At 57.8% G+C, this 13,024-nt stretch carries 14 protein-coding genes and 1 tRNA gene; 9 read left to right on the forward strand and 6 right to left on the reverse strand.

Annotation, left to right across the window (positions count from 1 at the left end; translation table 11 throughout):
* Nucleotides 1–50: 50 nt before the first annotated feature.
* Nucleotides 51–1,109, reverse strand: a complete 1,059-nt coding sequence (locus tag L3X40_RS19035) for a phosphotransferase (protein ID WP_237366991.1) — start codon at nucleotides 1,107–1,109, stop codon at nucleotides 51–53.
* A 69-nt stretch (nucleotides 1,110–1,178) separates the two neighbouring features.
* Nucleotides 1,179–1,841 carry a haloacid dehalogenase type II gene (locus L3X40_RS19040; protein ID WP_237366992.1) on the reverse strand — a complete coding sequence of 221 codons (663 nt, stop codon included), beginning with the start codon at nucleotides 1,839–1,841 and terminating at the stop codon, nucleotides 1,179–1,181.
* Nucleotides 1,842–2,204: 363 nt separating this feature from the next.
* On the opposite strand from L3X40_RS19040, the gene L3X40_RS19045 reads away from it, so the two are divergent.
* The gene (locus L3X40_RS19045) at nucleotides 2,205–2,693 is read left to right on the forward strand and encodes an Lrp/AsnC family transcriptional regulator (RefSeq protein WP_237366993.1); all 489 of its coding nucleotides are present in this window, start codon (nucleotides 2,205–2,207) and stop codon (nucleotides 2,691–2,693) included.
* A gap of 411 nt (nucleotides 2,694–3,104) precedes the next feature.
* Here L3X40_RS19045 and L3X40_RS19050 read toward each other — a convergent pair.
* Both L3X40_RS19050 and L3X40_RS19055 read right to left on the reverse strand, forming a co-directional pair.
* A tRNA-Leu gene (locus tag L3X40_RS19050) sits at nucleotides 3,105–3,191 on the reverse strand.
* A gap of 126 nt (nucleotides 3,192–3,317) precedes the next feature.
* Nucleotides 3,318–4,112, reverse strand: a complete 795-nt coding sequence (locus tag L3X40_RS19055; RefSeq protein ID WP_237366994.1) for a zinc-ribbon domain-containing protein — start codon at nucleotides 4,110–4,112, stop codon at nucleotides 3,318–3,320.
* Between the two features lie 125 nt (nucleotides 4,113–4,237).
* On the opposite strand from L3X40_RS19055, the gene ftsE reads away from it, so the two are divergent.
* From ftsE to L3X40_RS19075, 4 genes are read left to right on the forward strand one after another with little or no spacing between them, the layout of a single operon-like run.
* Nucleotides 4,238–4,975, forward strand: a complete 738-nt coding sequence (gene ftsE, locus L3X40_RS19060) for a cell division ATP-binding protein FtsE (protein ID WP_237366995.1) — start codon at nucleotides 4,238–4,240, stop codon at nucleotides 4,973–4,975.
* Nucleotides 4,976–4,977: 2 nt separating this feature from the next.
* Nucleotides 4,978–5,883, forward strand: coding sequence for a cell division protein FtsX (locus L3X40_RS19065; protein ID WP_237366996.1), 906 nt, complete (start codon nucleotides 4,978–4,980; stop codon nucleotides 5,881–5,883).
* Nucleotides 5,880–6,413 (forward strand): YdcF family protein, encoded by a 534-nt coding sequence (locus L3X40_RS19070; RefSeq protein WP_237366997.1) that lies wholly within the window; start codon nucleotides 5,880–5,882, stop codon nucleotides 6,411–6,413. Before L3X40_RS19065 ends, L3X40_RS19070 begins: the two co-directional genes overlap by 4 nt.
* A gap of 6 nt (nucleotides 6,414–6,419) precedes the next feature.
* Nucleotides 6,420–7,112 carry a lysophospholipid acyltransferase family protein gene (locus L3X40_RS19075; RefSeq protein ID WP_237366998.1) on the forward strand — a complete coding sequence of 231 codons (693 nt, stop codon included), beginning with the start codon at nucleotides 6,420–6,422 and terminating at the stop codon, nucleotides 7,110–7,112.
* 2 nt (nucleotides 7,113–7,114) lie between these two features.
* Here the strand turns inward: L3X40_RS19075 and L3X40_RS19080 are convergent, their stop codons facing one another.
* Nucleotides 7,115–8,023, reverse strand: a complete 909-nt coding sequence (locus L3X40_RS19080; RefSeq protein ID WP_237366999.1) for a prephenate/arogenate dehydrogenase family protein — start codon at nucleotides 8,021–8,023, stop codon at nucleotides 7,115–7,117.
* Complete coding sequence (hisC, locus tag L3X40_RS19085) at nucleotides 8,023–9,123, reverse strand: histidinol-phosphate transaminase (RefSeq protein WP_237367000.1); 1,101 nt, start codon at nucleotides 9,121–9,123, stop codon at nucleotides 8,023–8,025. Before hisC ends, L3X40_RS19080 begins: the two co-directional genes overlap by 1 nt.
* A 113-nt stretch (nucleotides 9,124–9,236) precedes the next feature.
* Between hisC and metX the strand changes: the two genes are divergently transcribed.
* The 4 genes from metX to L3X40_RS19105 all read left to right on the forward strand — a co-directional run bounded on the left by metX (nucleotide 9,237) and on the right by L3X40_RS19105 (nucleotide 12,938).
* The gene (gene metX / locus L3X40_RS19090) at nucleotides 9,237–10,388 is read left to right on the forward strand and encodes a homoserine O-acetyltransferase MetX (protein WP_237367001.1); all 1,152 of its coding nucleotides are present in this window, start codon (nucleotides 9,237–9,239) and stop codon (nucleotides 10,386–10,388) included.
* The gene (gene metW / locus L3X40_RS19095) at nucleotides 10,385–10,972 is read left to right on the forward strand and encodes a methionine biosynthesis protein MetW (RefSeq protein ID WP_237367002.1); all 588 of its coding nucleotides are present in this window, start codon (nucleotides 10,385–10,387) and stop codon (nucleotides 10,970–10,972) included. The genes metX and metW overlap by 4 nt, the downstream gene beginning before the upstream one ends.
* 87 nt (nucleotides 10,973–11,059) lie before the next feature.
* Complete coding sequence (locus L3X40_RS19100; protein ID WP_237367003.1) at nucleotides 11,060–12,268, forward strand: toxic anion resistance protein; 1,209 nt, start codon at nucleotides 11,060–11,062, stop codon at nucleotides 12,266–12,268.
* 7 nt (nucleotides 12,269–12,275) lie between these two features.
* Nucleotides 12,276–12,938 (forward strand): hypothetical protein, encoded by a 663-nt coding sequence (locus tag L3X40_RS19105; protein ID WP_237367004.1) that lies wholly within the window; start codon nucleotides 12,276–12,278, stop codon nucleotides 12,936–12,938.
* The last annotated feature ends 86 nt before the right edge of the window (nucleotides 12,939–13,024 follow it).

Raw genomic sequence — 13,024 nt, forward strand, 5'->3', positions numbered from 1 at the left:
TCTCCCAACACATATGCCCAAAACGAGCACGAATCGGGAGTATCAGCCGCTCACCCAACATTCATGCCTTCTCCTGAAAAGCAGAATTGCAGCAATTGTCGGCTCGCATCGTCGCGGGATAAATGAGCGATATGGTCCAGCCCGGCCCGGGCAAGGCCGTTATTCCGCATGATATATTGGCGATTTTCCGGATAGCGGGCGGCGCGCCATTCCGTGATCAAAACAGTGATCACCAGACGCGCGGTGACAAGGTCGAGCATGACCGCCTGTTCTGCCTTTCGCAGCGGAAGTACCTCATGATAGCCTCCTATCATCTCGGCGGCGCTGAGCAGTGGATCGACCCCGTCGGCCAACTGATAGGCGGCCGCCGTCGCAATCTCCCCGACCAGCGGTCCATGCACCACATCGCCGAAGTCTATGATCGCGGCGATCTCATCCGTTTGGACCGGATTCACCAGCACATTGCCGAGATTGAAGTCATTATGAATGACCTGCGCCCGCAATGACTGCAGTTGCGGCAGGGTGATGGCTTCGTAATCGGCCATAAAGCGCTGAACCAGCGCGCGCTGCGGAACCTCGGCGATGCTGTCAATCATGCCAGTCAGACGATGCGCGGCTGCGACATTCCACAACAGCTCGTGTTGCGCGGCTGGGTGAGTGAAACCTTCGAGCCCCTGATCCAGCCGGGCAAGAAATTGCCCAAGCGCCCGGCGCTGCGCCGTCGTCCGCTTGGATTGGCTGAGCGGTATTCCCGGCAGGAAAGTTAACATGCGCAGGATCGATGTTCGACCGTCATCAAGCGTGATTGGCGTCTCGAACGCACCATCTGTCGCGGCCACCGGATACGGAACGGGGAGAGACGGGGCACTCCGCCGAAGGTGGTTGAGGGTGCAAGTCTGCAAATTGACGATCTCGCGGGCTTCGGCCGGATTGGAAATTTTCAGAAGAAACTGACTGCCATCCATCCCTTCCATTCTGAAATTGCGGTCACGCTCACTGGAGAGCCCGTAAGCCCGCAGATCGCGGCCATAGAAACGCCGCGCCAGCGCTTCCGCATCCTGCACGGTAAGCTGCGGCGGCTGGGTCGTGAGTATAGGGTCGAGCAGCATCTTCTACCTATGGCTTTTCACGAGATTGGCAGCAGCATGGCTTGTCCGTCCGCACAGGCGCCTCTCTTCTCAAAGGCCGAGCAAGGCGGGGAGTTCGTGGAAATCCTTGATGCGGGTGACGCCATAATGATCAGTTGGCGGCTCATGCCCGCGATCCACGAAAACCTTGGCACCAAAGCCCAGATCATGAGCGGTCATCAAGTCGTAGCGCGGGCTCGACGAAACATGCATCATGTCTTCGGGCGCACAGCCCAACCGATCGAGCATATATTCGAACGGCCGCATCAGTGGCTTGTAGGCACCCGCTTCCTCTGCTGTCAGCACGGCGTGGAAAGGCACGCCGATATTGCGCGCGCTGTGCGGGATCAGATCTACCATGCTGTTGGACAGGATGACGAGCGGATATTGTTCCGCAATTCGGCTCAACGGGCCTGGCACGTCTGCATGGGGCTGCCAGGTGGGTATGGCATCATAGAGTGCCTGGACGTCGCGCGCGTCGTATTCGACGCCATGCTTGCGACAGGCTCGATCGATCGAGTTGGCAATGACATCGTAAAACGGCTTCCATGCCCCCAACACTTCGTCCAGACGATAGGCACGGAATGAATCAATGAATCCATCCATCTTCGAAAGCTCGACGCGGTCGGAGAAGATTGTGCGTGCGGTTGGCCCCATGATGAAGTTGATCATGGTACCATAGCAGTCGAAACTGATGTATTTTGGCCTGAACATGGGCGATCGCACCTTGGTTGGGTTTTTCTAACAATGCCAAGGCTAGGCTGAGAGCCATAGGGAATGCTGCCGTTGTCGCGATATTCTAAAGAATCTTATCCTGCCATGGTGGCTGTCTACGAAATCGGTCCAGGTCCTTGTTAGTGTCAGCACACGAAATTCCTTCTTATCGATGGATGTGGCGCTCGATCAGGAGCCCCGAAGCAGCATAAAATTTGTGTTTCTAAGCCGCGTGCAGTGATTATGTGACGTCTTCGCTGCGTTTCCCGGTGGAAACTGCGGCGGTAACGAGCATAATCTGTCGGTGCATGCCGATAGGAATTCAAATTCCCCAAAGGCACCGTCGGCGCGTAGGAAAATGAGATGGAAAAGCTCGATCGGATCGATTTCAAGATATTATCGTATCTTCAGGAGTACGGCCGCGTGACGAATGTCGGGTTGGCGGGCGCGGTCGGCCTTTCGCCCAGCCCTTGCCTCTGTCGCGTGAAACGACTTGAAGACTTTGGTTACATCAAATCCTACGGCGCCCGTATTGCGCTTGAAATGCTGGGCGATCATTTGATAGTGTTCACTGAAGTCACACTAACAGGCCATCGCATTGTCAATTTTGAACGTTTTCTCCAACGTGCCCGGGACGTTCGTGAAATCGTCGAATGCCATCATGTCACCGGCGGGTATGATTATCTTCTCAAAGTCATTGCGCGGAGCGTCAGCCACTACCAGAGGATCATGGAAACATTGCTGGAAGGCGATGCGGGAATAGGAAAATATTCCTGCTATATCGTTCTCGGTTCGCCGATCGTTCGGGAAGGCTACCCAATCGACCAGCTCTTCGACACGATTTCCAATTGATTTCGGGCCGCCGGATTGTTGGCCATAGTCGCATATTCCGTTCGACTTCGCTATAAATCTGAGCATTGGTGTTCATATGAATGACGGCCGGCATGGGCGGGTATCGGCCTTTGGTCTCGAGCAGCTGGTGTGCCAGCGCCGGGGATGAACTCGACGAACCCATTATCCTTGCATTGCCGGCAACGAAAGTGCGTCGCGGGCATCAGCTGCGGCTGGTCATTCCGGGACCGGAAGACCTCCAGATATTGTCACGCCAGAGACGGCGGGTCATTTGCGCGCAGAAACCGCTCCGGATGCACCGGTCTCTGACTGCACCGGCCCGAACCGCACGCGTCAAATCCGGCGGAACCGCGCCGGAAACAGGGCCTGCTCTGGTAGAGGCCCCCACGTGGGGAGTTTTTCAGGACTTTTTGGTGCGGTCGAGAAGACTCGAACTTCCACGGCCTTTCGGCCACAACGACCTCAACGTTGCGCGTCTACCAGTTCCGCCACGACCGCACACAAAGGATTGCCGGGCAAACCGGCATCTGGCAGGCCGGAGCCATTAGCAAAGCGTATGGGACAGCGCAACCAGCGAAAGCAGGTATGCGTGATTATTCCGTTGCTGACGAAACTTGTGCCAGATCAGGCCCCGGCATCGGAAAAGGTAAGGGTCAAGTTCCGGGCGTTTTTGGGAATGTCGAGCCGGCTTTCATGAAAGCTTGCCTGATCGCCCGGCCCCAGTTCCTTTACTGGCGGGCGGATCGTCCAGCCGAACACCAGACGATCCTGTTCATCGCGCATTTCCACGATGATCGGCGGCACGGCCTGCGTGCGCTCACTGGCATTGACGATGCGACCGCTGAAGGCGAAATATTCGCCGCCCGATGGCAATTCTCGCCGCTCTGGCTTGCGTGGCATATCAAGCAACAGATCTGGTTCGCCGCTATCGGGAGCAAGGCCGATATTTACAGCCCAGCCCGGCGTACCGAAATAATAAAGTGCGCCGCCCAGCAATGCGATAGTCAGGGCGAACGCCACTGCTGCAAGGGTCCATAATTTTGCCGGATTGCGGCGTGACCGGAAGGGCGGCTCATGCGCAAAATTGTCCGCTTCAACTTGCTGCGCATCCGGTTCACGCGTAAAGTCCGCTGACGCCGACTGGTCATGGTTCATGACAGATGGCAAAGGAGGCGGCGAAGCGCTGATTTCCGCTCCTTCCTCCGGCATTGGTCTTGCGCCCGCAGGCGGTTCGCACTCTGCGGCGGTATTGGCTGAGGGCGTCGTGTCCGCCATGGCTTCTTCACGCGGGGGCAGCGGCGCGCCATCCTGAAACCAGCTATGTTTGCAAGCCGCGCATCGTACCGAGCGCCCATTGGGGCCGATGGCGCGATCAGGCACAATATAGCGTGTCGCGCATTGCGGGCAGACAAGTATCATGACGCTTCTAAACACAGCTTGGGCAACAAGAGCAAGAGCTCAAGATAGCGCGCTGTATTTTCCCGGCTTTACGCGCAAGCCTTCCCTGTGCGATGGCAGGATGGTTAAGGGGTGGAACACAGCTGATGTCCAGCATCGTCCAGTTTGAAAATGTCGGGCTGCGCTATGGCTTGGGCGCGGAAATATTGTCCGATGTCAATTTCACCCTGAACAAAGGCAATTTCTATTTCCTGACCGGGGCATCGGGTGCAGGAAAGACGTCGCTTCTAAAGCTTCTCTATCTTGCCCAGCGCCCCAGTCGCGGCCTTATACGCATGTTTGATGAGGACGTCGTGACGCTGCCACGCAAGCGGCTGCCTGGTTTTCGTCGCCGTATAGGTGTTGTATTTCAGGATTTCCGCCTGGTGCCCCACCTTTCCGCTTTCGATAACGTTGCCTTGCCGCTGCGGGTGTCGGGCGTCGATCAGAAGGAGCTCGAAACGCCGGTCAATGAAATGCTCGCCTGGGTGGGATTGGCCGACCGCTCGAACGCCCGCCCGGCAACGCTGTCGGGTGGCGAGCAGCAGCGCGTTGCCATTGCCCGCGCGGTTATCGGTCGGCCCGAAATATTGGTGGCGGACGAACCGACCGGCAACGTCGACCCGGAAATGGCCCAACGCCTGTTGAATCTGTTCGGAGCGCTGAACAAACTGGGCACGACCATTGTAGTAGCCACGCACGACATCCATCTGCTGAGCAAATTGCCGGGCGCTCAAATGATGCGGCTCGACAAGGGACGGTTGTCAGACCCCACCGGATCGTTGCGCTATCCGCCCCAGCCGGTGCAACCGACCGATGGTGCACCATCGCAGGACATGCCTTGATCATGGCGGGGCGCAACCGGAACCGGCGTGATCGCGCCACCCACCGCCGCCTGCTGCCTGAAGGGCGGTTGTCCGGCACGATGCCCTGGGTCATTGCGATCATGATGTTTCTTACAATCCTGGCGGCGGCGGCGGGCATTGGTCTGGATCGGGCATCGCGGTCCCTGCACGCCGAACTTGCGGGGCGGGTGACGATCCAGATTATCGAGGCAGATCCCGAAATCCGGGCCGATCAAACCGGCCGGGTGATGACTGACCTGCGCCGTTTTTCCGGCGTCAGTCATATCACACTGGTTGATGAGGCCGATATGAAGGCTGCGCTGCGCCCCTGGCTCGGGGAAGAAATGATGGATAGCGGATTGCCCATTCCAGCCCTGATTGACGTCGATCTGAAACCGGGTGTTGACGCCCGGGCCTATGCCGCCTTTCGCGATAGTGTGACCGCGATTGCGCCCACCGCCCGGGTGGAGCCGCATGCAGCGTTTCTGACGCCATTGTCGCAACTTATGCGCATGCTGAAATGGCTGGCGCTGGCGCTGGTTTTATTGATGACGCTGGCAACTGCGGCCATAGTCGTCCTGGCCGCGCAAGCCGCGCACAATAGCCATCGCACAACGATAGAGGTGCTGCACCTGATGGGCGCAACCGATGTGCAGATCGCCCGACTGTTCCAGCGGCGCATGGCATTTGATGCACTGTTCGGCGGAGTCGTTGGGCTTGTCGCGGCCTCTCTGGTGCTGGCGCTCGTAGCGGTGCTGATCAGGGATATAGGGTCGGATTTGCTTGGGGCGGCTGCTTTGCCGAATTATGGTTGGGGTGTGCTGTTGCTGTTGCCATTGGGCGGCGTGTTACTGGCGATGCTCACCGCGCGAACGACCGTGTTACGGGCACTGAGGCGCTCTTTATGATTCGGCGCCTCATCGCCTTTTTGCTGATGAGCTGGCTGCTGGGCTTTGCCTGGTTTGCGATCCTGCTGCCCCAGCCGCTGAGCCCCAAACAGCGAACCGACGCCATCGTCGTACTGACAGGCGGGGCAGGACGGATTGATCGGGGTCTGGAACTGCTGCAATCAAACGCTGCAAAGGATATGCTGATTTCGGGCGTCGATCGGGACGTGCGTCCTATAGAACTTGCCCTAGCCTATAATGTACCGCAGGCCATGTTCCTTTGCTGCATCACGCTGGGGCACGAAGCAGTTGACACCCGCTCCAATGCGATTGAGACGATCCACTGGATCGAGCGGCGGAAATATCGTTCGGTACGACTGATCACAACCGACTGGCACATGCGGCGCGCCCGTTTCGAACTGGAACAGGCATTGCCGCCGGGTATCGCCATCCATATCGATGCCGTGCACAGCAACCCCAGCCTTAAGATGCTGTTCAAGGAATATAACAAATATCTGCTCCGGCGGGCTGCCGCCTTGTTGGGAATATAGACCCGCATGATCCTGCTTCGCTCGACGCTCTACGCCGGAATCTTCTATCCCATAAGCCTGCTGTATGTCTTGTTGGCGCTCATGCTGCTGCCTGTCGGACGCCCCGCCATGATGGTCGTGGCACGTGCATGGGGCCGGTTCCATCGGTTCTGCATCAAATATCTGCTGGGGCAGAAAATCCGGATTGAAGGCGAACTGCCCGATGGACCGTTTCTTTATGTCCTCAAACATGAATCCATGTTCGAAACGATCGAGCTTCTGTGCATTTTCCGGCAACCTGCCATCGTCGCCAAAGCGGAACTCACGAAAATTCCCCTCTGGGGACGGCTGGCTGTGGTGCACGGTGTTATCCCGGTGGAACGCGAAGCCGGCGCCAAGGCACTGCGAAGGATGATGCAGGCGGCGACTGCGGCGCTAAAGCAGGGACGTCCTATCTGCCTGTTTGCTGAGGGAACACGTGTATCGCATGGGCAAAGACCACCACTTCAGTCAGGGTTCGCCGGGCTTTACAAGATGTTGAAAACCCCTGTGATTCCTGTCGCCCTCGACAGTGGCCGCCTGTCGCCAAGGAACAGTTTTTTAAAACGATCGGGAACCATCACCTTTCGTGTGGGCGATATGATCCCGGCGGGCCTGCCCCGCGACGAAGTCGAAGCGCGGGTGCATGCGGCGATCAATGTGCTGAACGTAGAAAGCTGAGGCTATTCGTGAGTCCGACCGAAATCGGGCGCGGCATCATCCTGCCCCTCTTCGATGATTGATCGCCGGACGGCACGGGTACGGGTGAACAGGTTGAACAGCGCGTCACCATCATTCCATCGAATTGCGCGCTGAAGGGCTGACAGGTCTTCGGAAAAACGCTGCAGCATTTCCAGCACCGCATCCTTGTTTGCCAGAAACACGTCGCGCCACATGGTCGGGTCACTGGCCGCAATACGGGTGAAATCACGAAATCCGCCCGCCGAATATTTGATGACTTCCGACCGCGTCACATCTTCCAGATCGCTGGCCGTGCCGACAATGGTATAGGCGATCAGGTGTGGCAAATGGCTGGTGATGGCCAGCACCAGATCGTGATGCTGCGCGCTCATGAGATCGACATCCGCATCCAGCCGCCGCCAGAATTCGGACAGCCGCTCCACGGCAATCGCATCGGCATTTTCGGGCGGGGTAAGAATGCACCAGCGCCCCTTGAACAGGCTGGCGAAACCCGCTTCCGGTCCGCTGTTTTCCGTGCCCGCGACAGGATGCGCGGGGATGATGGTCTGGCCCGGCAAAGCATTCTGCAATGCGGCCAGTATCTCCGCCTTGCACGATCCGACATCGCTGACGATGGCATCAGTGGGAAGATCGACCGCAATGTCCGCCGCGACGTCGCCCATCACGCCTACCGGTACGCACAGGATAACAAGATCCGCGTCGAGAACCGCGGCTCCAGCGGTGTCGCTGACATCGTCGCACAGATTGATGCGTGTTGCCGTCTCCCGCACTTCTGCACTGGCATCATGACCCGTCACGCGCACCGTCGGCATATACGCCTTGATTGCGCGGGCAAGCGAAGATCCAATAAGCCCAAGGCCTATGATGGTGACGCGCGAAAAGGGGAGCATTATCCGTTCATCTCCGTCATTTCGCGCAACAGTCGAGCGACGTCGCGCATCTGGGCTTCCGTCCCGATGGTGATGCGCAGGGCATTGGGCAAGCCCTGCCCCGGCAGCCAGCGCGCCGCATAACCCGCATCCATCAAGCCGTTAAAAGCGGCCTGCGCGGTCAATGCGCCTTCAAACAGGACGAGCAGGAAATTGGCGTGGCTGGGCACGGCTTTCAGGCCATGATTGCCCAATGCCTCCACCTCTGCGGCCAACCATTCGCGCCATTTTCGGTTATGTGCGCGACTGGCCGTCACCCATGCATTATCGCCGATGGCAGCACTGGCCGCTGCCTGTCCCGCCGTCGTCACATTGAATGGCGCCCGAATGCGATGCAGCGCGTCGATGACCTCTGGTGCGGCATAGCCCCATCCGATCCGTTCCGCCGCCAAGCCATATATCTTCGAAAAAGTACGGGTGATAAAGACGTTGGATGCGGACCTTGCCAGTTCAAGCCCCAGATCATCCTCTTCAGCATCCAGATATTCGGCATAGGCCTGATCAAGCACGAACAGCACATTTTCCGGCAGTCCGGCATGAAGCCGTGCAATTTCTTCACGCGTCGAAAAAGTGCCGGTCGGATTATTGGGATTGGCCAGATAGACAACACGCGTTTTGTCCGTGACGCACGCCAGCAGCGCATCGACGTCGGTGGCATAATCCTTGTCCGGCGCAATGACCGGCGTTGCGCCCACGCGGCGGGCAGCAATATCATAGACTGAAAAACCATAACGGACATACAGCACTTCATCGCCCGGCCCTGCATAGGCGCTGGCCGCCAGATGCAGCAGTTCATCCGACCCGGTGCCGTAAATGACCCGTGCTGGGTCCAGCCCATGTTGACAGGCAATCGCTTTGCGCAATGGGCCGGCGCCCGGATCGGGATAGATCGCAAGATCAGCAGCGGCGGCCATAAAGGCGTCCCGTACCTTCGGGCTGGTGCCGAGAGGATTTTCATTGGCCGATAGTTTTATAACTGGCCGCCCGTCATCGCTGGCCGCCTTGCCCGGCACATAGGGCGAAATGCCCATAATCCAGTCTTTGGGTTGCAGTTTCGTCATGGCGAGCGCTTTAGCGGCATATTGGCGCAAGGCCAAGGCTCATGAATCGCACTTTGGCACAGGCGACGCTTCCATTGACAAGCCGCCATGATCCGCCCTAGCGCCTGATCCCCATGACGACGCTGACCACCCCAGATGACAGCCGTTTCGGCCTTGCTCGGCAGACCGTCCTGCCCGGACAGCTGGCGCTCGATTGCGGCGTTGTGTTATCTCCGGTGGAATTTGCTTATGAAACCTATGGCACGCTCAATGCCGACAGATCGAATGTGGTGCTCATATCCCATGCATTGACGCTGGACCAATATGTCGCCTCGACCCACCCAATGACTGGCAAGCAAGGCTGGTGGACACGCATGGTAGGCGAAGGCAAACCGATCGATCCGGCACGTCATTTCATCATCTGCATCAATGTGCTCGGAAGCTGCATGGGTTCCTCGGGACCCGCCAGCATCAATCCGGCCTCTGGTAAGCCGTATGGAATGACTTTCCCTGTAGTCACCATTGCCGACATGGTCCGTGCCCAGGCGATGTTGCTCGATCATCTGGGGATCGAACGCCTGCGTGCTGTTATCGGCGGGTCCATGGGCGGCATGCAGGTGCTCACTTGGCCCAGCCTGTTTCCAAAGCGCGTCGAATCGGCCATCGTCATTGCCTCCACCGCGCGCCACAGTGCGCAGAACATTGCCTTTCACGAGGTCGGGCGTCAGGCGATCATGGCTGATCCCCGCTGGCGGGGCGGCGATTATTATGCGTCGAACGAAGCGCCCACGGCGGGGCTCGCAGTCGCGCGCATGGCCGCGCACATCACCTATCTGTCCGAAGCAGGCCTGACCGAGAAATTCGGCCGAAGGCTGCAGGCGCGGCCGGACAATCAGACTGGAGCCAAGAGCTTTGGCTTCGATGCCGATTTCCAGGTGGAAAGTTATTTGCGGCATCAAGGAATCAGTTTCGTCGATCGGTTCGATGCCAACTCCTACCTTTATATCACCCGCGCCATGGATTATTTCGATTTGGCCGAAGATCATGGCGGCAGTCTGGCCGCAGCCTTCGCCGAAACGAAAGCACGCTTTTGCGTAGTGAGTTTCGATACTGACTGGCTGTACCCAACGGCGGAATCGCGCAACATCGTCCATGCCCTCAACGCCACCGGCGCACAGGCAAGTTTTGTCGAACTGTCCAGCCCCTTTGGCCATGATGCTTTCTTGCTGGACGTACCGGATCTCAATCGCGTGATCGATGGGTTTCTGCGGGCGGCGGAAGCATGAAGCTTCGCCCCGACCTATCCTTGATCGCGCGTCATATTGCGCCGGGCGCACGCATATTGGATGTGGGTTGCGGCGATGGCGCACTCATGGCTGCGCTGCGCGATGAATGCGGCGCTGACGCGCGCGGGCTGGAGATCAATGCTGAAAATGTGGCCGCCGCGATGGCACGCGGCTTGTCCGTCGTACAAGGCGATGCGGATACCGACCTTGGTTATTACCAGGACGACAGTTTCGATTACGCCATTCTCAGCCAGACATTGCAAACTACCAGACGGCCGGATCTGGTCATCGATCATCTGCTGAGGATCGGGCGGCAGGCTTTTGTCAGCTTTCCGAATTTCGCGCATTGGCGAGTGCGCATGTCATTGATGTGGACAGGCCGGATGCCTGTTACACGGTTGTTGCCGGTCAAATGGTATGAAACGCCCAATATTCATCACCTGACTGTACGCGACTTTCGGGAACTGATGGTCGAAAAGGATTATCGGGTAGAGGGCGAATGGTTCCTTTCCGGCGACCGGCAGACTGGCGCGACCGGCGCCAATTTACTGGCTGAACATGCAGTCTTCCTGCTGCGTCGATAACTGTATTGATTTAATAATACAGCTTTCCGCTTGAAACCCCGCGCGATCCCCGCCACATTGCGGTTCATTGACGGGATGGAGGCTAACATGGCGACGAACACGACCGACGTGGGGGAAGAAGGCCTTGTCCTGACACCACCTGAACCTGTGACTCCGGTAGCAAGGGAAAAGGCCGCTGGCCTCGTTCCCATCGATATAGAAAAGAAATCCAAGCTGGATGAAAAAGTCGATACGTTCATCAAGGATCTGATTGCCCAGGATCAGAACAGCCCCGAATTCGGCGCACGTGTCGATCAGATCGTCAATATGGGCCGCAAGGAAATTGCCGACGCAGCGGGCCAGTCCAACCGCTTCCTCGATCGCCCGGTGCGCGCGATGGATGCCGACAACAGCGTTGGCACCGACCTTGCCGAACTGCGCCGCACGATCGAGGACCTTGATCCGGGCAGCAAGGGCGACCTGTTCACGAAGAAAAAGCTGTTCGGCATCATCCCCTTCGGCAACAAGCTGCGCGACTATTTTGACAGCTACAAAAGCGCACAAAGCCACATCCACTCGATCCTCACCAATTTGGCGAGCGGCAAGGATGAGTTGATCATGGACAATGCCGCCATCGATGTGGAACGCCAAAACCTGTGGGCCGCGATGGGACGCCTGGAACAGATGATCCACATTTCCAAAACCATGGATGCACGGTTGGAAGCGAAAGCACTGGAACTGGACGCAACCGATCCGGCCAAAGCAAAGGCTGTGCGGGAAACCGCCTTATTCTATGTTCGCCAACGCAGTCAGGATTTACTCACCCAAATGGCCGTCACGGTGCAGGGCTATCTTGCACTCGATCTGGTCAAAAAGAACAATGTCGAACTGGTCAAGGGCGTCGATCGCGCATCGACCACCACGGTGTCCGCTTTGCGTACGGCGGTCACGGTTGCACAGGCGCTGACCAACCAGAAACTGGTGCTGGAACAGATCACGGCGCTCAATACGACGACCGCCAACATTATCGATTCAACGGGGGAGATGCTGAAAAACCAGACTGCCCGCATCCATGAACAGGCAGCATCGAGCACCATTCCCATGGACACCCTCAAACGCGCATTCCAGAATATCTATGAAACGATGGACAGCATCGACAGCTTCAAATTGAAGGCGCTGGAATCGATGAAAACGACCGTGGACACATTGTCCAGCGAGGTAGAAAAATCAAAAGGGTATATCGCCCGGACAGAAGGAGCGGCGAAGGCGCAGGTAGCAGGCGCTACGGACATGCCACTGACTGCACTGGAAAGCTGAGCGTGAAATGACCGGACCGACGCTGGGCCAACGCCTGTCGAAACGTATACGAAACTACCGCCAGTCGGTGGTGCGCAAGGTAAGACGCATTGCCGTTGCCGCACTTGCTATCGTCGCAGGGGCCATCATCTGGGGCTTTATCACCCCGCTTGGGGGCAATGGCCTGTTGATCGTGATCGGCTTGCTGATCCTTTCGACGGCGACGTTCGCAACATTGCCTGCGGTGCGGCGCGTGAAGCCGGAAACCTTGGCCAAGGCGGATTTAAAGGCGCTGCCATTGCAGACCGAAATCTGGCTGGACAGCCAGCGCAAGGCCTTGCCCGCACCTGCGGTAAGACTGATCGATTCTATCACAGTACGCCTGGAAACGCTGACCCCCCAGTTGCAGACGCTTGAACAGAATGAGCCTGCTGCACAGGAAATCCGTCGCCTTCTGTCCGATCACCTGCCCCAACTTGTGACCGGCTATCAAAGCATACCCGAAACACTGCGGCGGCAGGAACGCAACGGCCGCGTCCCCGATACTCAGCTTGTCGAGGGGTTGGAGGTCATTGATCGGGAAATCGGTTCCATGACCGAAAGCCTTGCCACGGGCGACCTCGACAAACTTTCGACGCACAATCGCTTCCTTGAGCTCAAATATCGGGAAGCGAAAGAACTGGGGAACTAGACGGGCCTGCAGCTAGTCACCCGGAACTGTAATCCACCTCATTGATTCACGCCTCTTTGAGGAGATGAACAATGCTAGGTCGGCAG

Source organism: Rhizorhapis sp. SPR117, from assembly GCF_021742065.1.